The 20,404-nt window shown below is 64.8% G+C and carries 17 protein-coding genes and 2 pseudogenes; 12 read left to right on the top strand and 7 right to left on the bottom strand.

Features of this window, described 5'->3' with window-relative positions; translation table 11 throughout:
- The 6 genes and pseudogenes from IE224_RS21140 to IE224_RS17405 all read left to right on the top strand — a co-directional run.
- Positions 1-350, top strand: a pseudogene (locus tag IE224_RS21140) (hypothetical protein); the annotation flags it as partial.
- A gap of 280 nt (positions 351-630) precedes the next feature.
- The gene (locus IE224_RS17425) at positions 631-2,397 is read left to right on the top strand and encodes an ABC transporter ATP-binding protein (RefSeq protein ID WP_191312278.1); all 1,767 of its coding nucleotides are present in this window, start codon (positions 631-633) and stop codon (positions 2,395-2,397) included.
- Positions 2,394-3,656: a glycosyltransferase family 2 protein gene (locus IE224_RS17420; protein ID WP_191312276.1), complete on the top strand. Its 1,263-nt coding sequence runs from the start codon at positions 2,394-2,396 to the stop codon at positions 3,654-3,656. Before IE224_RS17425 ends, IE224_RS17420 begins: the two co-directional genes overlap by 4 nt.
- Complete coding sequence (locus tag IE224_RS17415; RefSeq protein WP_191312274.1) at positions 3,653-4,963, top strand: glycosyltransferase family 2 protein; 1,311 nt, start codon at positions 3,653-3,655, stop codon at positions 4,961-4,963. The genes IE224_RS17420 and IE224_RS17415 overlap by 4 nt, the downstream gene beginning before the upstream one ends.
- On the top strand, positions 4,956-5,840 hold the full coding sequence (locus IE224_RS17410; protein WP_191312272.1) for a methyltransferase domain-containing protein: 885 nt from the start codon (positions 4,956-4,958) through the stop codon (positions 5,838-5,840). The genes IE224_RS17415 and IE224_RS17410 overlap by 8 nt, the downstream gene beginning before the upstream one ends.
- 7 nt (positions 5,841-5,847) lie before the next feature.
- Positions 5,848-6,891: a glycosyltransferase family 2 protein gene (locus IE224_RS17405; RefSeq protein ID WP_191312270.1), complete on the top strand. Its 1,044-nt coding sequence runs from the start codon at positions 5,848-5,850 to the stop codon at positions 6,889-6,891.
- A gap of 130 nt (positions 6,892-7,021) precedes the next feature.
- Here IE224_RS17405 and IE224_RS17400 read toward each other — a convergent pair whose 3' ends face one another.
- A complete protein-coding gene (locus tag IE224_RS17400) occupies positions 7,022-7,837 on the bottom strand; it encodes a helix-turn-helix domain-containing protein (protein WP_191312268.1) in 816 nt (271 codons plus the stop codon).
- On the opposite strand from IE224_RS17400, the gene IE224_RS17395 reads away from it, so the two are divergent.
- Positions 7,808-8,530, top strand: a complete 723-nt coding sequence (locus IE224_RS17395; RefSeq protein ID WP_191312266.1) for a hypothetical protein — start codon at positions 7,808-7,810, stop codon at positions 8,528-8,530. The genes IE224_RS17400 and IE224_RS17395 overlap by 30 nt on opposite strands.
- Here IE224_RS17395 and dgoD read toward each other — a convergent pair.
- The 4 genes from dgoD to IE224_RS17375 form a co-directional block, all read right to left on the bottom strand.
- Positions 8,458-9,630 carry a galactonate dehydratase gene (dgoD, locus tag IE224_RS17390; RefSeq protein ID WP_191312264.1) on the bottom strand — a complete coding sequence of 391 codons (1,173 nt, stop codon included), beginning with the start codon at positions 9,628-9,630 and terminating at the stop codon, positions 8,458-8,460. The genes IE224_RS17395 and dgoD overlap by 73 nt on opposite strands.
- Before the next feature lie 13 nt (positions 9,631-9,643).
- Entirely contained in the window at positions 9,644-10,927 is a 1,284-nt protein-coding gene (locus tag IE224_RS17385) for a TRAP transporter large permease (protein WP_191312262.1), read from the bottom strand.
- Positions 10,924-11,463, bottom strand: a complete 540-nt coding sequence (locus tag IE224_RS17380; protein WP_191312260.1) for a TRAP transporter small permease — start codon at positions 11,461-11,463, stop codon at positions 10,924-10,926. The genes IE224_RS17385 and IE224_RS17380 overlap by 4 nt, the downstream gene beginning before the upstream one ends.
- Before the next feature lie 70 nt (positions 11,464-11,533).
- Positions 11,534-12,580: a TRAP transporter substrate-binding protein gene (locus IE224_RS17375; RefSeq protein WP_191312258.1), complete on the bottom strand. Its 1,047-nt coding sequence runs from the start codon at positions 12,578-12,580 to the stop codon at positions 11,534-11,536.
- Between the two features lie 136 nt (positions 12,581-12,716).
- Here IE224_RS17375 and IE224_RS17370 point away from each other — a divergent pair, with 136 nt between their 5' ends.
- Positions 12,717-13,493, top strand: a complete 777-nt coding sequence (locus IE224_RS17370) for a FadR/GntR family transcriptional regulator (protein ID WP_191312256.1) — start codon at positions 12,717-12,719, stop codon at positions 13,491-13,493.
- A 756-nt stretch (positions 13,494-14,249) separates the two neighbouring features.
- Here the strand turns inward: IE224_RS17370 and IE224_RS17365 are convergent.
- A complete protein-coding gene (locus IE224_RS17365; RefSeq protein ID WP_191312254.1) occupies positions 14,250-14,843 on the bottom strand; it encodes a TetR/AcrR family transcriptional regulator in 594 nt (197 codons plus the stop codon).
- 166 nt (positions 14,844-15,009) lie between these two features.
- On the opposite strand from IE224_RS17365, the gene IE224_RS17360 reads away from it, so the two are divergent.
- The 4 genes and pseudogenes from IE224_RS17360 to IE224_RS17345 all read left to right on the top strand — a co-directional run bounded on the left by IE224_RS17360 (position 15,010) and on the right by IE224_RS17345 (position 19,012).
- Complete coding sequence (locus IE224_RS17360; RefSeq protein WP_191312252.1) at positions 15,010-16,164, top strand: epoxide hydrolase family protein; 1,155 nt, start codon at positions 15,010-15,012, stop codon at positions 16,162-16,164.
- Positions 16,165-16,274: 110 nt separating this feature from the next.
- Positions 16,275-17,068: pseudogene (locus tag IE224_RS21425) on the top strand (integrase core domain-containing protein).
- A 126-nt stretch (positions 17,069-17,194) separates the two neighbouring features.
- Complete coding sequence (locus IE224_RS17350; RefSeq protein ID WP_191312250.1) at positions 17,195-18,127, top strand: 3-hydroxyacyl-CoA dehydrogenase NAD-binding domain-containing protein; 933 nt, start codon at positions 17,195-17,197, stop codon at positions 18,125-18,127.
- 105 nt (positions 18,128-18,232) lie between these two features.
- Positions 18,233-19,012, top strand: coding sequence for a GntR family transcriptional regulator (locus IE224_RS17345; RefSeq protein WP_191312248.1), 780 nt, complete (start codon positions 18,233-18,235; stop codon positions 19,010-19,012).
- Here the strand turns inward: IE224_RS17345 and IE224_RS17340 are convergent.
- The gene (locus tag IE224_RS17340) at positions 19,009-20,403 is read right to left on the bottom strand and encodes an MmgE/PrpD family protein (RefSeq protein ID WP_191312246.1); all 1,395 of its coding nucleotides are present in this window, start codon (positions 20,401-20,403) and stop codon (positions 19,009-19,011) included. The two genes, IE224_RS17345 and IE224_RS17340, sit on opposite strands and share 4 nt — an antisense overlap.
- Between the last annotated feature and the right edge of the window lies 1 nt (position 20,404).

Raw genomic sequence — 20,404 nt, 5'->3', positions numbered from 1 at the left:
CCTTTGTCAGTTCCGTCATCGAGTCCGGCGTCGATCCGTCGCGCATGGACGGCATTCGGGCGCGGCTGCGCGAACTGGGGCTGACCCCCTATGATACCTTGTCGCCGCCCCTGATGGACGCCATCGCGACCCATCTGGCCAAGCACCAGGCGAAACCTGCGCCGGTCGAGGCAAGGCAGCAGGCTGCGGCACCAAAGCCCGTCGAGGCAGCGCAGCGCGTCTCTCCGGCGCCCGCAGACGTCAAGCCCAGCACGACCCAGCAGCCGCAATGGTCATCGTCCTCGACGCCGCGCGCACCGGAGAAGGGATCGCTGGTCACCCGGCTTCTGAACAAGCTTCTGGGGCGATAGGACGGTCCCAAGCTGACATCATCTCGATGGACGACGAGGGGAAAGCGCCCTTCTCGTCGTCTGTCGGCTTCCATCCACGCCCGCAGGTTTGCGATATCCGCACCTGCCGCAGATGTCGCACAACCGTATTTGGCGAGTTGGTAGTGTCCCCGCGACGACCTCTGATTGATGCGCTGCGTTTGCGACGTCCGAATTCATGGCAGCCGCAATCAAAGGCCTTTGCCTTGGACGGTTTCGGGCTGCAAGCTGTGCCTTGAGAAGGGCCAGCCCGGGTCTGCCGATGTTTCGCGACGGTGCGCTTGATGTCATGCTGCGAGCCCTCCGCCTGGCAGGAGAGGAAAGGGGCCATGTTGTCCTGATCGTGGTCCTGGGCCTTGTTTCCGCAGTCTTCGAGGGATTTGGCCTTTCGCTCATCATCCCCATAGCCCAGATCGCCCTGGCGAGCGGCGAAGCGCGGGACCTTCCCCATATTGGCAGCCTGATCAGGAGCCTGTCTGGAGACGACACCTCTGCCGTCCCTCTCATGGTGGCCGCGGCCGCCATCTTCCTTGCGGGTTTGGTCATCGGCGTTGTCAATCTTGTCCTGTCGACAAGGCTGTCGCTGGTCTTCGCGGAACGGCTGAGGGCGCAAATCTTCGAAACCCTGATGCATCAGGACATCGTCCTGCTTGAAGGAAAGTCGTCGGGCAAGCTGATGAACATCATGGCGACCGAAAGCTGGCGCGCTTGCGATGCGCTGTTCGTCGTGATCTCGCTGATCGTGCAGGCGATCGCCCTGGTCGTTCTGGCGGGTTTCCTTGTCGCCATCTCGCCCTTTCATGCGCTGCTGCTGGCCGTGCTGACAGCATTGATGGCACTTTCGGTCGCATCCGTGACGCGTCGGGTGCGTCACCTCGGGGCCCGGGCGACTGCCGCCAACGAGGGGCTGACGACCTATCTTTTCAACCTGCTGAACGGCCTGCGGGTCGTGCGCGGCTTTGGCCGCGAAATCTACGAGCGCCGCCGCTTCCTGCGACGGTCATCGAAGATCAGCTTCGTCTTCATGCGCCTGGCGGTTCTGAGGGGGCTGGTCGGCCCCCTGGTGCAATTGATGACCCTGGGGATCGTCATCATCCTGGGACTGGTCTCCCTTGCGCGGGGCGACGAGGCAGCGGTGCTGATCGGCTTTCTTGCCATTGCCTACCGCGTCCAGTTGCGGGTGGCCAACGTGCTGTCCGCCCGTGCAGGCCTTCTGAGCTTCGAGGCCCCCATTGCCGAGATCGAGAATGCCATCGGGCACTTCGGCACGATCCCCGAGAAGGGGCAGCCCCTGCCGCCGCTGGCCCGCGAAATCCGGATGGAGAATGTCACGGTCCGCTATCCGTCGGCAGATGTCGCGGCGGTCACGGATATCTCGTGCAGCTTCCGCGTGGGCGAGGTCACGGCGATTGCAGGGCGTTCCGGGGCCGGCAAATCGACCCTTGTGGCCCTTCTGCTGCGCTTCACGTCGCCTGAACGGGGCCGCATCCTGGTCGACGGCGTGCCTTTGTCCCAGATTTCACGCGCGGCCTGGCACGAGCGGATCGCCTTTGTCGAACAGAACGCATTCCTGTTCAGCGGCTCGGTCAGGGCGAACATCGCCTATGGTCGCCCAGGAGCAAGCCTCGACGAGGTGCGGGGGGCCGCGCGCGAAGCGCAGGCCCATGATTTCATCAGTGCACTTGAACAGGGCTATGACACGCTGATCGGCGAACGCGGCGCCCGCCTTTCGCAAGGTCAGCGCCAAAGGATCGCCCTGGCGCGCGCGCTGCTGAGGGATCCGGACGTCCTGATCCTTGACGAGGCGACGAATGCGCTGGATGCGATCACGGAACGCGCCGTCCGGCAAGTTTTGGAACAGGCGAACCGCCCGCGTGTGGTCATCGTCATCGCGCATCGGCGGGAAACCATCGGCTTTGCCGACCGGGTTCTGGTCCTTCGGGACGGGGTCCTGGTCCAGGAAGGGCGGCCACGGGATCTGGCGGCCGCGTCCGGGCTTTATGCTGAACTTTACGGGGGCGGCGCATGACGCGGACCTGGACATCGCGGGATCTGCGGGCGCCGTGGGCGATCATCGACCGCGAGATGACGCAGCCCTTGACGCCGCTGGACCTGGGCAAGGCCCATGGCGCCTATCTGCTGCTGCGTCACCAGGGACGTCCGGCGGGCCGGTTGCTGATCGGACGCTCTGCCTTCGGCAGCGGGATATCGGCTTCGCAGCTTGCGCCCCTTGTCCGCAAGGCAGGGGCATCGCTTGCCGCGGCTTACGCAGTCTATGACGCCCTGACCGCCCGATCCGGCGCACCCGCGCTGCCCCCGCTGACCATTGCAATCTGCACGCGCGACCGGCCGGCCCTTCTGCGTCGGACCTTGGCGGCCCTTGTTGCCTTGCGGGACGGCCGGTCGGGCGACGCCACGCCGTTCGACATCCTTGTCGTGGACAACGCCCCTCCTGATTCCTCGACCCGCATGGTCGTCGCTGGCTTTCCGGGCGTGCGCTATGCGATGGAACCGGTGCCAGGGCTGAACTTCGGTCGCAACCGGGCCTTGCGAGAAACCGACCGGGCCTATCTGGGCTTCATCGACGATGATGCCGTCCCGGACGGGGGCTGGCTGGACGGCCTTGCCGAAAGCCTCCGCAACCAGCCAGAGGCGGGCGCCTTCACCGGACCGGTGCTGCCACTGGCCCTGGAAACCGAGGCCCAGGTGCGCTTCGAGGCTGCGGGGGGATTCGGCGAAGGGATCGACTGGCAAAGCTATCGACAAGAGCGGTGGGACGATCCCTATTACCCTGCCGGCGCGGGAAGGCTGGGAACCGGCACCAACATGATCTTCAGCACCGAATGGTTGCGGTCCCTTGGCGGCTTTGACGAAGCCCTTGATACCGGCCCCCCGCTTCCGGGCGGCGGCGACCTGGACATCCTGTTCCGCCTGGTTCGGGCGGGCGTCCCGGTCGCCTACTCGCCCCGGCAGGCGGTCCATCACGAACACCGCCGCGACATCCCGGGGCTGCGCCGGCAGTTCCGGTCCTGGGGTCTGTCGATGGGCGCGCTGTCGCGCAAGAACAGGCGCCTCGATCCCGAAACGGCCGCGGCGCATCGTCGTGTCCTGGCATGGCTTCTGGTCCGGCGTTACGGACCGATGCTTGCGCGATATCCTTTGGGACGCGCCGCGCTTCCTCCGGGGATGGTCCTGGCCGAGCTTGGCGGCCTCGTCCAGGGGCTGGCCGGGGAATACGACCGTTCACGGCATCGCGTTGCCCTTCGTCGTCAGGAACATGGCAGATGAGACCCCCTGCACCTTGGGCGATCCTTCACATCGACCTTGAGCAGCTTCCCAAGCGTCTGGAGGCACCCGCCGGCGCCCGCGGGGTCGTCCTCTACTTCCGTCTTCGGGGCATGGTGCTGGGCCTTGCGCACGAACTGCCGAACGCCTTCCCCATGGCAAGGGGCGATCTTGCGCGCCGCGCCGCGCTGGCCACGGGCGACACCGTGGCCCTGTTGCTGGGCAGCGGGCTGCGTCCGATCCCGCCCTGTGAGGCTGGCAGGTACTGGACCTTATCCCCGGTTCCTGATGCCACGTCGCTGGATCGTCTGGCGCGTCTCATCACTGCCAGGCGCGCCGTGACAAGCAACCTAGAGGCAAGCATCGTGATCTGCACGCGCCGCCGGGCCGCGGATCTCGACGGCTGCCTGGCCAGCCTGTTGGGGGAAATCGCGAAAGGTCGCGATATTGTCGTTGTCGACAACGGTCCCGACCCCGAGACCGAGGCCGTCACGCGCAGGAATCCGGGCGTCCGCTATGTCCAGGAACCGCGGCCGGGGCTGAGCCGCGCGCGCAATGCGGGCATTGCCGTCGCGCGGGGCGATGTGGCCGTCTTCGTCGATGACGACGTGCGGCCCGAGCCGGGCTGGATCGAGCCGCTGCTGGCGGGTTTCGCCCCGGGGGTCGATGTCGTCTGCGGCCTGGTCCTTCCTGAAACCCTGGGGGCCGAGGCGCAGATCGCCTTCCAATATGATCTGGGCTTCGGGGGCATGGGGCATCTTCCCCTGATGTTCGACAGGGAATTTCTGGACAAGACCGCAGGCAGTCCTCCTGTCTGGGATATCGGCGCGGGTGCGAACATGGCCGTCCGCCGCCGCCGGGTGCTGGAACTGGGCGGCTTTGACGAGAGGGTCGGACCCGGGGCGGCGGGCGGCTGCGGGGATGACAGCGAATACTGGCACCGCGTGCTGCACGCCGGGGGCAGGATCGTCTATGAGCCAAGGTCCGTCGTCCGCCACCGGCACCGTGACAACTGGACCGACCTGAAGCGGCAAGCCTATGGCTATGGCTTTGGGCACATCGTCGCCCTTTTCGCGCAATATGGACGACAGCGGGACCGCCGCGACCTTCGCCGGGCGCTGCTGACCATGCCGCTGTGGCTTCTGGGGCGCGCGCTCAAGGCTCCTGTCCGCAGGCTTGCCGGCAAGCCGGACCGGCTGGCGGGATCGTGGCTGCGCGGCTATGCTGGCGCCTTGGCCCATCTGCCGCTGGCCTTTCGTGCGCCACCTGTATCGGACCACAGCTTGAAGGCAGGTGCCGACGATGTCTGACCCGGCCTATGACGCCATCTTCTACGCCGATCTTCACGAAGGAGCCCGCCGTTCCGCACGGCGCGTGCTGCCATTCGTTTTTGATCGCCTCCAACCGCGCACCGTGGTCGATTTCGGCTGCGGTTCAGGTGCATGGCTTGCCGAGGCGGAAGCCCTGGGCGCCGTCAGTCTCGGCCTCGACGGGCCTTGGGTGCCGCATGACGCGCTTGGGATTGCCGCGGATCGGTTCCAGGAAGCGGATCTGTCCAAGCCGATCGATCTGGGCCAGAGCTTCGATCTTGCCCTGTGCCTCGAGGTTGCCGAGCATCTGCCGGCCGAGGCCGCGGCGACGCTGGTTGGAACGCTGACCCGTCATGCGCCCGCCATTCTGTTTTCGGCTGCCATTCCGGGGCAGGGCGGGACAGGTCACCTCAACGAGGCCTGGCCGCAGGTTTGGTGCGATCTTTTCGCGGCTGCCGGCTTTGACTGCCTGGATGTGCTGCGCCGGGAAGTCTGGAACGATCCGCTGATCGAGCCATGGTATCGCCAGAACCTGCTTCTGTTTATGCGGCGCGACGGCAAACGGGGCGCCGACAAGGACATGGGTCGGACAGCGGTCCTGGCGCTGATCCATCCCGACATCTGGAGCGCCCGTGTTCAGGCTGATGAGATGCGCAAGGCAAGACTTGAGGCCGCCGAAGCCGAGGTCATTCGTCTTGGACAGGCCTGGCAAGCCTTGTCCGACGAGAAAGCGAAAGCAATCACCCATCTGGAAGCCGAACTGGCAGCAAGCCAAAGGGCCATGAACCGGATCCTCGGTTCCCGAAGCTGGCGCATGACCCGGCCCCTTCGCCGGCTGGTCAAGATCCTGCAGGGTGGGAACCATGGCAGAGGATAACCCGGACATGCGACCGCTCGTCTCTGTCATCATACCGGCCTACAATGCTGCGGACACGATCTTGGCCACCCTTGCTTCGGTCCAGGCACAAACCTACGCGCCCATCGAGATCCTGGTCGTCGATGACGGCTCGACCGATACGACCCGGCTGATCGTGGAAAGGATGGCTGCAAGGGAACCGCGCTTGCGGGTCATCTGCCAGCAAAATGCCGGCGTCGCGAGGGCGCGGAACCGGGGCCTTGCAGAGGCGCGGGGGGACTGGATCGCCACCCTGGACGCCGACGACATCTGGCATCCGGAAAAACTGGAACGCCAGATGGCGGTCGCGGTGACATCGCCCCTTGCCCCCGCCCTGGTCTATTCCTGGTGTCGCAGCATCGACGCCGAGGATCGTGTCATTGCCGATCAGGGTCAGCCGATGCACCGGGGCAAGGCCTTCGAACATCTTCTAGCGATCAACTTCATCAACAATGGCAGCAATGCCCTTGTCCGGACGGACGCCGCCCGGGCCGTCGGGGGCTTCGAGGAGGCCTTCCAGGCGTTCCGCGCTTTCGGAGCGGAGGATTTTGCCTTCTACCTTGCCATCGCGGAACGCTGGCCCGTCGCGCCCGCGCCGGGCTTTCTTGTGGGCTACCGCATCACGGGAAACAGCATGTCGGCCAATCCGGAACGGATGCGGATGTCGATCGAACTGGTGCTATTCCGCGTCGAGCAGCAACGACCCGATATATCGCCTTCGCTGATGGCGCTGTCCCGGACGTTCTTTGACACCTACGCGGCCTTGCTGGCGCTTCGATCAAGATTGTATGGCCCATTTGCGGCCTACCTGATCAAGGCAATGATACGCCGCCCAGGGATCACGTTTCTTTTCTGCATCTGCTACATCTTCTGGCGACATTCGGGAAAGCGTGCTGTCCGCAAAGGACGCCGCCCTTTCTTCTCGCTCCCCATCACCGAGCCGAGCCATCAACCCCCGTTCCGCGAGGCGTTTGAACGATATCGGACCTCTCGCGTAGCCTCTGCCATTGGATCCGGTGACCGTAAACGATGAGGCGGCTTCTTGCGGAAGCCGGGATCTCCAGTCCGACCCGCCAAGAAAAGTCCAGTGTCGCGCCCCCTGGGGGAAGACTAGGTTGTTCCCTCCGCGGATCGGCCCCGCCTCTCGGACCAACGGGACGTTTCTATTCCTCGACCTGGCGCAAGATCCGGCTCCACGAAACCATGCCTGCATCGTCGGGCAGATCCAGTATTGCCTTGTGCTGAGGTGCACAGGGCGTGTCCTTGGGCGCATGTCCGAACAGGGTGCGAAATGCGCGTGTCATCTGGCTTTGGCTTGAATAGCCGTATTTGTAGGAAAGCTGGCCAAGATGGTGGGGTCCCGGCTCGCAAAGTTCGCGCCTGATTGCCCTTAGTCTTCGTTCCCTGATGACCGCAGCAACGCCGTCGAAGGGCTCGAACAGGCGATAAAGCGAGGCGCGGGACAGGCCGAAGTCACGGCACAGCCGCTCTGAATTCAGCGTTGGGTCAAGCAGATGCTCGTTGATGTGTCGCAGAATGCGCCGACGCATCGCCAGTTCGATGGCGGGACGTCCCGCATCATCCAGTGGACCCGAGGCAGCCATTGCCCCCACCATCTGCAGGGTTGCCTCTGCGACACGAGCCGCATCGGCTACCGTCAGCGAAGGAAGCTCTCGCTCGAATGCCCGCAGATGGTCCGCAACAAGCTGGGCCAAGGGGCCGCGGGGCACGAACCCATGCAGTCGTCTCGCGTTTGGAAGAAGAGCATCCAGCCGATCCCGCCCGATCACGATCTGGGCAAAGGCGCCGGAACTGCCATGCATCTCATGAACGCGGGTAAGATCCGAGAAGGCGACCTGGCCCGAGGAGATGCTTTGGTATTGCCCATCCGAATGAAACCTGACCATCGTGGATTTCAGGGGGATCATCAGCCGGTAGCTGTCCGCCTGATGCTGGCGCAGCTTGCGCTGATCCCGCACGAGAATCCGCTCGGTCCCGAAGCCCGAGAAGAAGGCGAACGGGCCCGGCAGAAAGGCCCGAAGTGTCATCTGGAAGTCTTGCCCGGATTCCTCTGGCACGTGCAGGTCATGGACTTGCCGCAAGGTCTCTCGCGCGGCATCAAGTCCGTCCTTGGGCTTCAAACCTTCCGTCGTGAAAAGATCGAAAGGCAAAGCCGAGCCTTCGACCTGACTGAAGGGTTTGTCTTCATGCATGGGGGCTTACAATCGAAACAAGACGCTGCATGGATGGACCGCCGTGGATCCAGTCTCACTGCCGACCAGATATACCAAACTGGCGCAGTTTCCGTCATTCTTTCTTCTGTGCGGGCGTTCAGCGCGGGTTCACGGCTGAAAGAGTGGCCCACCCGTCATGGCTTCAGACTTCATCGCCCCGGCAGGCGAGATCCCTCGGCAGGCTTCACGGCGTTTCCGGGCATGGTCGGCGAGCCGGTCTCAGGGATGGTGGTCTTTCATGGAACCTGGTCCACCTGCGAAAGCACCAAAGATCCGGCTGTCCACATCCTGCTGCTAACTCCGCCGCAGGACGAAGGTGATCTGACACGCTGCCGATGTGGAAGTGCGGCTGGAAAGCCGCCCGGCTACCAGTTGGCGATCGTCCCGTCCGGCAGCACCGCATCCAGGGCGGGCACGATCTCTTGCTCGAAGGGGTGACGCGCGGCGGCGGCCTCGTTGATCTCGATGCCCAAGCCGGGGCCGCCTGGGATCGTCCAGCAACCGTCCTGAAGCCGCATCGGGTGATCGAAGATCTCGTCGAACCACGGCACGAGGCCCACGGCCTCTTCCTGGATCAGGAAGTTCGGGGTCGCCACGTCGAAATGCAGCGCCACGGTGCCGGCCACCGGCCCCATCGGGTTGTGCGGAGCGATGCCCATCTGCCCGGCTTCGGCGATGGCGGCGATACGGCGACCGCCGGTCAGTCCGCCGCAATGGCTGAGATCGGGCTGGACATGGGTGACGGCGCGCAGTTCGGCCAGTTCGGCGAATTCGCGTGGCGTGAACAGCCGCTCGCCCGTGGCTAGCGGGCAGGAAACGCGGCGGGACAGGTCCGCCATTGCGGCGGCGTTGCCGGGCTGGATCGGCTCCTCGACGAACAGGGGGCGGATGGGGGCAATGACTTCGATGAACGCGCGCGCGGCCTCGACGGAAGCCGGGCGGCCGTGGAAATCGGTCATGATCGCCACATCCGGGCCGACCCGCTCGCGCACGGCATGGGCGGCCTTTTCGACATGGAGGATGTCGCGCAGGTCGGCTTCATGGCCGCAATAGGGCACGAAACCCAGCTTGACGGCGTTGTAGCCCATCTCGACCGTTTCCTGCACCGCGTCGCAGAAGGCGCCGATATCCTCGGTCCCGACCTGCGCGCCGATCTTCGCGCGGCGCAAATGGGTGTAGACCCGCACCCGGTCGCGCACCTGCCCGCCCAGAAGCTGCCAGACCGGCACGCCCAGATCCTTGGCCTTGATGTCCCACAGTGCCTGGTCGATGGCCGACACCGCCGACAGCCCGATCGCGCCCAGCGGCCAGAAGCTGAAGCGCGTCATCTTGGCATAGACGTGCTCGATCCGGCGCGGGTCCTCGCCGATGACGAAGGGGGCAAGGTCCTCGACGGCGCCGCAGACGGCGCGGGTCTTCCATTCCAGCGTCGCCTCGCCCCAGCCATGAAGTCCCGGCTGGTCGGTCTGGACCTTCACGAAGACCCAGTTGCGGTGGATCGCGTTCACGACCGTGGTGGTGATGCCGGTGATCTTCATTGGGGTCGTTCCGTCAGTTGAGAAGGCTGGGGATGTAGGACGAGATGCCGGGCACGAGGCAGATGATCGCGATCGCGATCAGTTGCGCGACCAGGAAGGGCAGCAGCGCCCGCATCAGCGGCACCAGCCCGATCCGCCCGACGCGCATCACCACGAACAGCACGACGCCTACCGGCGGCGTGACCAGACCGACGGCCAGGGTCAGGATCATGACCATCGCGGCCTGCAGCGGGTCGATGCCAAGGTCGCGGACCACCGGCATCAACAGCGGCGCAAAGATCAGGATCGCCGCGCCAATATCAAGGAACGTGCCGAGGATCAGCATCAAGAGGGCGATGCCGAAGAGGAACAGGATCGGGCTGTCCTGGAAGATGCCGGCCGCGTCGGCCCCCCAGGAAGCGATCCCCAGAAGGTTCAGCGCATAGGACAGGATCGTCGCGGCGGCGACCAGCAGGTAGATGCTGGCCGAGGTGCGCGCGGCCCGCAGGAAGGCCAGCCACAGGCCCTGCAGCGTCATGGCGCGGAAGACGACAACCGACAGGAAGATGGCATAGACCACGGCGATGCCGCCGCCCTCGGTCGCGGTGTAGATGCCCGCAAGCATGCCGCCGACGATGATGACCGGCAGGGTGATGACGGCCAGCGCCTCGATCACCATCTTCAGCACGCTTTCGCCGTTCGGGACAGCGCTGCGGCGCGAGCGGGGGCGGGGCAGCCGGCCGCGAAACGCGTCAATGGCGACCACGGCGGCGCAGGCGCCCGCCATCAGCAGCCCCGGCCCGATCCCGGCCAGGAACAGGTCGATCACCGAAAGGCCCGTGACCGCGGCCATGATGATCGCCAGCCCCGAGGGCGGGATGATCGGCCCGACGATGGACGAGGCGGCGGTGACGGCGGCCGAATATTCCTTGGTATAACCTTCTTTCGGCATCTCCTCGATGAAGACGCGGCCAAGCGCGGCGGCATCGGCCACGGCCGAGCCCGAGATGCCGGCGAACATGACCGAGGCGCCGATATTGGCGTAAGCGGTCCCGCCCCGCATCCAGCCGGTGGCAATGGACGCGATCGAGATCAGCCGCGCGGTGATGCCGCCCTGGCTCATGATCTCGGCCGCCAGGATGTAGAAGGGCACCGCCAGGAAGACGAAGCTGTCCACCCCGGTGAAAAGTCGCGTCGCGGTGACGCTGAGGGGGATGCCCGTCAGCCAGACGCCCAGGATTCCGGCAAGGCCAAGCGCGAAGGCGACCGGCACGCCGATGAACAGAAGGCCAAGGCCAAGTCCGCCGACCCAGATCATTGCACGCCCCTTTCGCGGTCGCTGCCGACGGTCCTGACATCGCCGCCCCCGGTCTGATCGCCCTCGGGCTCGAAGCCCGACAGCCAGCTCAGCGCGATCTGCACCAGCATCAGCGCCGCGCCGACGGGCAGCGCCAGATAGGGAACGATCATGGAAATGCCGGATGCTGGCGCAACCTGGGACGCGTTCCGCATCGCCAGGGGCCAGCCATAGATCAGGATGACCACGCAGAAGATCGCGGCCACGGAATAAAGCGCCGACTTGACCAGCGGCACGCGGTCCGGCCTCACAAGCGTCTCGAGCGCCTCGATGCCCATATGCTCGACCCGGAAGATGCAGGCGACGCTGCCCAGCATCATCAGCCAGATCATCGAGTATCGCATCACCTCCTCGGTCCAGCTGAAGCCGGTGCTGAACAGGTATCGACCGCCGACCTGCGTCAGGTTCAGGGCCGTCACCGCGATCAGCAGAAGCGCGGCGATGATTTCGGTGCTGCAGGCCAGAAGCCGCGCGGCCAGGGTGGCTGCCTGCGTCATGGGGTCATCTTCGGAATGGGAAATGGGTCTCTGCCCGGCCGCGAGTGGCGGAGCCGGGCAGGGGGGAAGGTCACTCGGCGGCCGTCGTCTCGCCGCCGTAGAGGGTCGCCTTCGCGTCCTCGACGGTCGCCAGCAAATCGTCCACCAGTTCGTCCCCGACATTGCCGCGGATGAAGGACAAGACCGGCGGTTGCGCGATCTCGCGGAAGGCGGCCTTCTGCTCGGGGGTCGAGACGTGGATCTCCATGCCCAGTTCCTCGGACAGCTGCCGGCTGAAGCGCCAGTCGCCCTCGGTCTTCTGCAGGTTCTCGGTCCAGGCCATCAGCTTGGCCGCGTCCTTTATGACCTGCTGGTGGCCGGGTTCGAGCGACTGGAACCACTTTTCGTTGGCAATGATGACATGCAGCCCCAGCGTGTGTTCGTTCAGCGTGTAATAGCGCTGCACCTCGCCATGCCCGCCGGTATAGACGACGGCCGGGGGGTTCTCTTGCCCGTCGACGATGCCCTGCCGCAGCGCCATCACCACCTCGGCGCCGCTGATCGGCACCGCAGTCGCGCCCAATGCGCCCACCATTTCCATGTAGACCGGGCTTTCCATCGTGCGGATCTTCAGGCCCGCCATGTCGGCCGGCTCGATGATCGGGCGCACGTTGTTCGTGAAGGACCGGAACCCGTTCTGCGAAAAGGCAAGTGCGCGAATGCCGGTCTGCGCCAGGATGTCGTCGCGCATCCGGTCGGCGAAGTCGCTTTCCATCACTCGCCAGGCCACGGGCGCGGATTCAAACAGGTAGGGAATCGACCAGACCTGCATCGGCGGATAGAAGCCCGCCATCGCGCCGTCTGCCGGGAAGCTCAGTTCCAGGCTACCCTGCTGGACCATCTCGATCATCTCGCGCTCGCCGCCCAGCTGGTTGTTGGGGAACAGGCGCACGGTGATCTCGCCGTTGGTCTTGAACTCGACATATTCCTTGAATCGCACCAAGGCGTTGTATTCGGGCGAATCGCCCTCGGGCATGCCGATCCCGAACTTGATCTCCATCGCATCGGCCTCTGCCAGGCCGAAGACGCTGACGCTTGCGGCCAGTGCCGCCGCATAGAACGCGGTTCTGATTGTCATCCTGTCATCCTCCCTTGGGGCTCGGTTGATCCGGTTCTGGGTCCTCCACCCGCACCGGCCGTTGCCATGGCAGCCCACACGGGGCTACATAAGTCAGATGATGACGCGCTCTAGATCAGATGTAAAGACAGATTTGATGGACATCTCACAACGGGCCACTGGCGGGTCACGCCGCGTGCTGGACCTGAAGATCCCCAGCGAATTCGCCTCGTCCTTGCCGACGGGGGCGGCAAAGCAGGCGGTGGAGGCGCTTGGCAGGCGGATCGCGAGCGACATCTACCGCGAAGGCGAGGTCATGCCGACCGAGGGAGAGTTGGCCGAAAGCCTCGGCGTCAGCCGCGCCACCGTGCGGGACGCGGTGAAGGTCCTGTCGGGCAAGCGGCTTCTGCGGACCGCGCGGCGCTATGGCACCCGCGTGCGCCCGGTGGACGAGTGGAACCTGATCGACGCCGACGTGGTGGCCTGGCACGCGCCCGACCATCCCCGCATCCGCCGCATCTTCGCCGAAACGACCGAGCTGCGCACGATCATCGAGCCGGCCGCCGCCGCGCTTGCGGCCGAGCGGGCCTCGGCCCGCCAGATCGAGACGCTGCTGGCTGCCGCCCAGGCCATGCACCCGGCCGAGGAGGACGTCGAGGCGCTGTTCGCCGCCGACTGCCAGTTCCACGTCACGCTGTTCGACATGACCGGCAACGACGTGATGCGGCAGATGCGCCAGCTTATCCTGACAATGCTGCGCGTTTCCTACGAATTGGGCGTTGCCGACGAGCGCAACGAAAGGGTCAGCCGCGAAGGCCATATCGCGGTCGCCGAAGCGATCAGTGCGCGCGACCCCCACGCAGCCCGCGCGGCCATGGCCGCCATGCTTGAACTGAACCGCAACGTCGCCGAACGGCAGCGCCCACCGCTTTGAGGACTTTCATGGGTCCAGGATGTAACATTTCTGCCTGTGATCTTAGGGGCGCCGTGGATGGCTCCATCGCGGCAAGGCCTGTTCTGCCTGAGGCCACCAAAGCTTGCCGGTCAAGTTGAACATCAGGCCGCGGCTGGACCCCGATGATGCGGCCCTTGATCCACTCGCCGATCGCCCGGCCAAGGTCGCGAGAGTAGCAACAGGGGACGAGGTGGTATTCGGCGCGGTGCAGGTCCGGTGCTCTGGGTCCCGGCAAGCCACGTCTTCCCCCATCACCGGCTTCTCAAGGACGGCAATTGCGGACGAAAAACAGGGTCCCTGCTTTGCTTCTGGTTAGGCCGAAGTGTTGACACGATGCCGCGGAATGATCTGGGATATCTTCCCGACCCTGCCGCGTTGTCGGCTGAAATCCCTCCACGGCCCGAAGGGTATCCCATCTTCAACCTTTACGACCTGACCACCAACCAGCAGGCAATCCGCGATGTGGCGCGGGCGATGACAGACAGCCTTCCGTATTTGGCAGATCCTTTGCCTACTACCTGACCGATCTGCACGGGAAAGTTGGCAGGTTGTCCTGACCCTTGAGATCACGAGGCCATGATCGTCCGGACGAGGATGGCGCAACGGCCATTCTTCTCTGATCTTCCAGCACGGCCGACATACCAATGCCCAATCTGGGCACGCGACGCTTCGCTTGTTCGCCACAGCAGCACTGGGACCACCTTGACGTTACAACTGCCTGGCGAGCCTTCGTCCCTAGGCAAGAAGCCCGGCAGCCTTGAGAAACGACACTACCTTTTCGATCCGCTTCTCAAGTGGCGGGTGCAGGGGATCATCATCGTCTGGCAGATCTCCCAGCAAAGCACGCATCTGGTGGGGCACGAAAACGAGGTCGAGAAAGTAGCCTGCAACGAGACGAGCGCGATCCATGTCCTTCGGGTCGTCAGGATTGGCGATTGCAATCGAAACCGCGTGCAACGCTGCCTCGCGTCCCATTCGGTCGACTTCCCTGATGAGAGCGCCATGCCGAGGCGCCTCTGCGATATAGAGGCGCATGAGACCCAAAGGCACTGGCTGCATGGCGCCTTTGATCACCGCCCGCCCAACCTGGCTCAGGCGCTCTGCTGGCGAGGCTGCATTGGCGGCTATCTCGATCGGCGGCATTGCCGCAGCGACATTCGCTCGAATAACCGCGACGAAAAGCTCGGACTTATCCGCATAGCGCGCGTAAAGGGTTGGCTTGCTCACCGCTGCCGCCGTTGCGACAGCCTCTAGACTGGTCCCGTCAACACCGCGTTCGATGAACAGCGCTGCGGCAGCGGACAGGATGCGCGCATCTATCTCTGCCACGCGCTCATGCGAGGGCCGGCCGCTGCGACTCGTGGTAGGTTTCCGTTCGCGTGACATTACTGCCTCACACCCCTGAGCTTGACCAAAAATAAATACACGATACCGTTTAATTAAATCATGGCTGTGCCATATGCTTCCCAAGTCACGCGCACAAGGGCACCCCATCATGTCAGACGCAGTCAGATCATTCACCCTCGACATTCCTCAGCACCAGATCAAGGATCTCGGCGAGCGCCTGTCCCGCACCCGGTGGCCCGACCGGAGTCCCATCGAGGACGGACGCCAAGGCCCGCCTTTGGAAAAGCTGCGTGCCTTGGTCACACGCTGGCAGGACGGCTATGACTGGCGACGCTGCGAAGCCCTTCTGAATGGATGGAACCAGCACATCACGCAGATCGACGGCATCGACATCCACTTCCTGCACGTCCGTTCGGCGCACCCAAAGGCCATGCCGCTTCTCCTGACACATGGCTGGCCGGGTTCGGTTCTGGAATTCCGGCATGTCATCGATCCGTTGGTCAACCCGACTGCCCATGGCGGGACCGAGGGGGACGCGTTCCATCTTGTCATTCCGTCCCTGCCCGGCTTCGGCTTTTCAGGCAAGCCGACCGAGCCTGGCTGGACAGCCGCGCGCATTGCGGCTGCATGGGCGACGCTGATGACCAGGCTAGGATATGATCGCTGGGGAGCGCAGGGTGGCGACTGGGGCGCGATGGTCACCATGATCCTCGGGCACATGGCACCTGAATCGCTCGCCGGCATCCACCTTAACTTCGTCCCCTTCCAGCCCAGTCAGGCCGAGATTGCAAATGCCGATGCCGAGGAGCGGCAGATGCTTTCGGATGCGGCAGGCTATGATGCGGAATATTCCGCCTACATGAAACTCCAGGCCACGCGGCCGCAGTCGGTGGCTTTCGCCCTTGCGGACTCGCCCGTAGGTCTGGCGGCATGGATCTATGCGCTGTTCCAGGATGTCTCCGACAGCGGCGGCGACCCCGAAAGCGTCTTTGGCCTTGACGAGATGATCGACGACATCATGCTCTACTGGCTGCCCAACGCAGGGCCAAGTTCAGCGCGGCTTTACTGGGAAGGAATGAACGCCTTGCGGGCAGGCGGGATGCCGCAGGGCGCCATGAGGATCCCGGCTGGCATCTCGATGTTCCGTGGCGAGCAGGTTCGTCTTTCGCGCCGGTGGGCCGAGGCCCGGTTCGAACGTCTTGTCCACTTTGCCGAACATGCCCGAGGCGGGCATTTCGCAGCCCTCGAGCGCCCCGACGCGTTTGTCAAGGACTTGCGGTCAACCTTTGAAGTCTTGCGGTAAGGATCGACCTGCCCCCCCCCGAAGTTTCCTCGCCGGGATGTAGAGTCTGCCCCGTCTGAAGGAGGAAACCAGATGGGGAAGAGGGTTCCACCAAGGCGCAGCTTATCGAAATGATCAAAGAACAGTGGGCTGGTTTGCCCACTGCTGATCTTGCCGCGAACACGGGTCCAGCCCCGCAACCTTCTACAAGCTGAAGGCCAAATATGGCGGGATAGACCTGTCCGATGCCGTTCTCGATAACGTGGTGCTGACGGATTTTCCGGGATTGAAGCCACGGAAACGCCACTGATCCAAGGACCGTTGCTGGGCCCTGACGAAGCCAATGCAGCGGCGGGGCGCCGTTGCGCGGGCAGTGCGCGACCAGCCGATCCCACGACGCGGGGTCAGCGTCCTGATCGGTGCCGGTCCGAGGGTGGTGCAGCGCGAACGGCCGCCCGACACCCGAGGATCCGCAAGGAAATGCGCAAGATCGCCGATAAGCGTCGCCGCTTTTGCTATGGGCGCATGGGCATCATGCTTGAATGCAAGGGCATGGTGATGAACGAAAAGAAGCTCGACCGGGTTTGCTGCGAGGAAGGTCTGTTGGTGCCTGAAGTAGGCCAACGAAAACGGCCTGGAATGGCATTACATCGATCCCGGAAAGCCGCCGCAGGACGGCTACATCGAGTCATTCAACGGCAGCCCGGACGACAAGCGCCTGGACAAAGAGATCTTTGACAGCCTGCCGATGCCCGCCGCAATCCGGCGCCACGACCATGACCAGGTCAGGACGCAGTCTTCACTGGCATTAAGACACCTGCAGAACCGCGCCGCGCGCGAGCCGTGTGATGGCAAAGCACCCGGCGCGCTTGCCACACCCCAAACCAAAACCTATCAGCCCAAAGGGCTCTCAATGAACGTGTGACGACTGTGCGGCAGAGCACAGCACACAGGCAGATATTCAAAACCTAAAGATCATAAGTTTATTACTAAAAGCCATTGATCCTTATCTGAAGTCGATGGATGATAAAGAACAGGGGGGAAGGCAAGGATGCAGGAAAGTCTGAGAAGCGGTGCCAAGATCGCCGTGATCGGCGGTGGGCTGATCGGCACGAGTTGGGCTGCGCTGTTCCTTTCCTTCGGTTACGACGTCTCGTTGTTCGAACCAAACCCGGATTTGCGGTCATCCCTCGTCGACAAGCTGCGAAATCCGATGGCGCAGGTCGCTGAACTCTTTCCCGGCCTTCCTGCGGCTGGCCGGCTGGACCTGCCCGCGACACTCGAGGACACGGTGCGGCAGGCGGCCTGGGTTCAAGAGAACGCACCGGAAAGGACCTTGCTGAAGCGCAGCATCTATGCGGTGGTCGAAGATGTGGCACCGGCAGGCGTCACTGTCGCCTCCAGCACCTCGTCGCTGGTGTGGTCGGACCTGTCGGCCGGGATGGCCGACCCGTCGCGACTGATCACAGCCCATCCCTTCAACCCGCCGCATCTGATGCCGCTGGTCGAGCTTTTCGGTCACGACGTCGATCGCGTTCAGGCCGCAGCCGCGTTCTACCGCAGCCTGGGCCGGCATCCGGTCTTCCTGCGGCGCGAGGCCGTGGGCCATATCGCCAACCGCCTGTCCTCGGCCTTGTGGCGCGAGGCGGTCAACATGGTGGCCGAAGGCATCGCCGACGTCGACCAGATCGATGCCGCGCTTGTCCAAGGCCCCGGCCTGCGATGGTCCGTGGTGGGGGCGCACATGGCGTATCACCTGGGCGGCGGGGCGGGCGGGATCGGACACTATCTGGACCATCTGGGGCCCAGCCAGGAACGGCGTTGGCAGGATCTGGGGCAGCCGCGGCTGGACGCCGCCACCCGCGACAAGTTGGTGGAAGGCATCGCGGCCGAAGCCGGGGGCCGCAGCATCGCCGACCTGGAGGCCGAACGCGACGCAGGCCTGATCGCGGTCCAGCGGGCTTTGCACCGACGACGGGCCTGACCCGGTGCGTTTCTCGGGATGTTCGACTATCGGTTGGCCGGATAGACCGCCCGATCGACCAGGCGTTCTTCCGGCAGTGGCTGACCTCGGCAAGGTGACGCGGACATGAGCAAGGCGAATTCCCCGACCCCGCTTTATCATCGGATTTATGCGGTCATGCGAGAGCGGATCGTGAACGGCTATTATCCCGACGGCATCCCCGTGCCCAGCGAGGCCGAGCTGTCCGTCAGCTTCGGCGTCAGCCGCATCACCATGCGAAAGGCGATGGAGATGCTGTCGGCCGAAGGGCTGATCACCCGGATGCGCGGTCGCGGCACCTTTGTCACCGACCGCGCGCAGAAATCGGCCCTGACCCGGGCGGTGGTGTCCAACATCAACGGGCTGTTCAGCTATCTCAACACGGTGGGCCAAAGCACGCGGCTGAAGGTCGTCAGCCTCGACCGGGGCGAGGCGCCGCCCCGGATCTGCGCGCAGATGGGCATCGCGCCCACGGCCGAGCTGGTCAGATCGGTCCGGGTCCGCGATCTGGACAAGCGGCCCTATTCGCTGTCGATGGCCTATCTGCTGCCCGAGGTGGGCGCGGGGCTGACGCGCGACGATCTGGCGACGACGAACATGATCGACCTCGTGCAACGCGAAGGGGCGGTGGTCGAGCAGGTCGAACAGGTGTTGACCGCGACGCTTGCCGATGAATACGCGGCCCAGCTTTTGCAGGTGCCCATCGGCGCGCCGCTGATGCGTGTGAACCGCTTTTTCTTCAACGACCGGATGGTGGCCTTCTATGCCGCCGAGATCCTGTATTGCGCCGACCGCTATGAATACCGCGTCTCGCTGAAGCGCGAGCAGGGCAAGGATTTCCTGCTGGACGGTTCTCAGCCGGGCTAGGGCGCGAAGCCCCGGCCCAGCACGCGGCCGAGCTGCTGCGGCAAATCGGGGGGCGGCCTGTCCAGCAGGGCGACGATCCGGTGGAACGGATCGTCGTCGCCCCAGGCGGCCTGCATCAGCACCGCGGCCTTTGCTTGCACTTCGGCCCGGGTCAGCGGGCGGGCACTGTCGCCTTTGGGGGCCCTGACTTCGGCCTGCGCCTGGCTGCCGTCGGTCAGGTCAAGCGTGACGCGGGCCGGGCGGTTTTCGGGATAAAGCGCATCCAGTCGGGGATCCGTGACCAGCCGGACACGCGCCGCCATGGCTTGAACCTCGGGGCGTGCAAGCCGGTCAGGCGAGAAGCCGTCATGGCGCAGCGGGCCGAGGCACAGGGACAATGCTGCCGCATGACGAAAGCTGAACCGCGCGGCAAGATCGGTACGGGGGTCGGGGGAATCGTATTGCAGCGCCGTGGAATAGACTTCGATCGTGACGGCTGCGATCCGGTCGGGGTCCATCCCCTCGGGCCTGTCGCGCAGCGCCTCGATGCAGTCGAGCATCGACCCCAGATGGGCGCAGACCGGATGCCATTTCAGATAGGCCGAAAGTATCTCGGACCGTGACCAGCACCCGTCCGGGCCGATGCCTTGCGTCAGCAGGGCAGGGTCGAACCCTTCCCCGGCGCGCGGCCCGAAGAAGCGTTCCAGGGTTGCGGGTGACGGCGACAGACCGGCAAGCGCTGCGCGGGCGGCGGTGATGCCGTTCTGCGCACCAAGGCCAACGAACAGGTGATGCACCCCCGCGCCTTCAATGCAGGTGTCGCGAAACGGGAACAGCGCCACGGCGGCGGCATTGCCGATGGCGGCTTCGACCAGCTGGGCGCGTGCCGGATGTTCAAGGCCTCGTCCCAGAATGAACGCGGCGGCGACAGCCGCGCCGATGCAGCCGAAGGTGCCCGTGTCGTGCAGCAGCGGCTGCATCCCGCCAAGCGCCGCGCCGATGCGGGCCGAAACCTCGTAGCCCGCCACGACGGCGTTCAGGAACTCGCCGGTCGTGGCACCCGTTTCCTCGGCCACGGCAAGGGCGGCAGGCAGGACATGGCTCATCGGATGACCGCGTGCGCGGCGGTGGCCGTCCTGAAGCTGCAGCACCGTCATCGCCATGCCGTTGGCAAGGGCGGCGGTTCCTGCCGACGCACCCTGCGCAAATCCCATGACGGAGGCCGGCCCGACGCCGCCGGCAGCCACCAAGGCGCTGCGCGCGACGCTGACCGAGGGATGCGCGGCCCCTGCCGCCATGACGGCAAGGGTGTCGAGGATGAAGTCGCGCCAGACCGCCTGCTCCTGCTGGGGCAGGGCGCCGAAGTCGCTGCGCGCGGCGGCAAGCGACAGGATGCGCGCGGCGTCCGTCATA

Origin of the sequence: Paracoccus aerius (genome assembly GCF_014656455.1) — a bacterium.
Lineage (GTDB): Bacteria > Pseudomonadota > Alphaproteobacteria > Rhodobacterales > Rhodobacteraceae > Paracoccus > Paracoccus aerius.
This window is presented reverse-complemented; position numbering and strand designations above follow the sequence as displayed.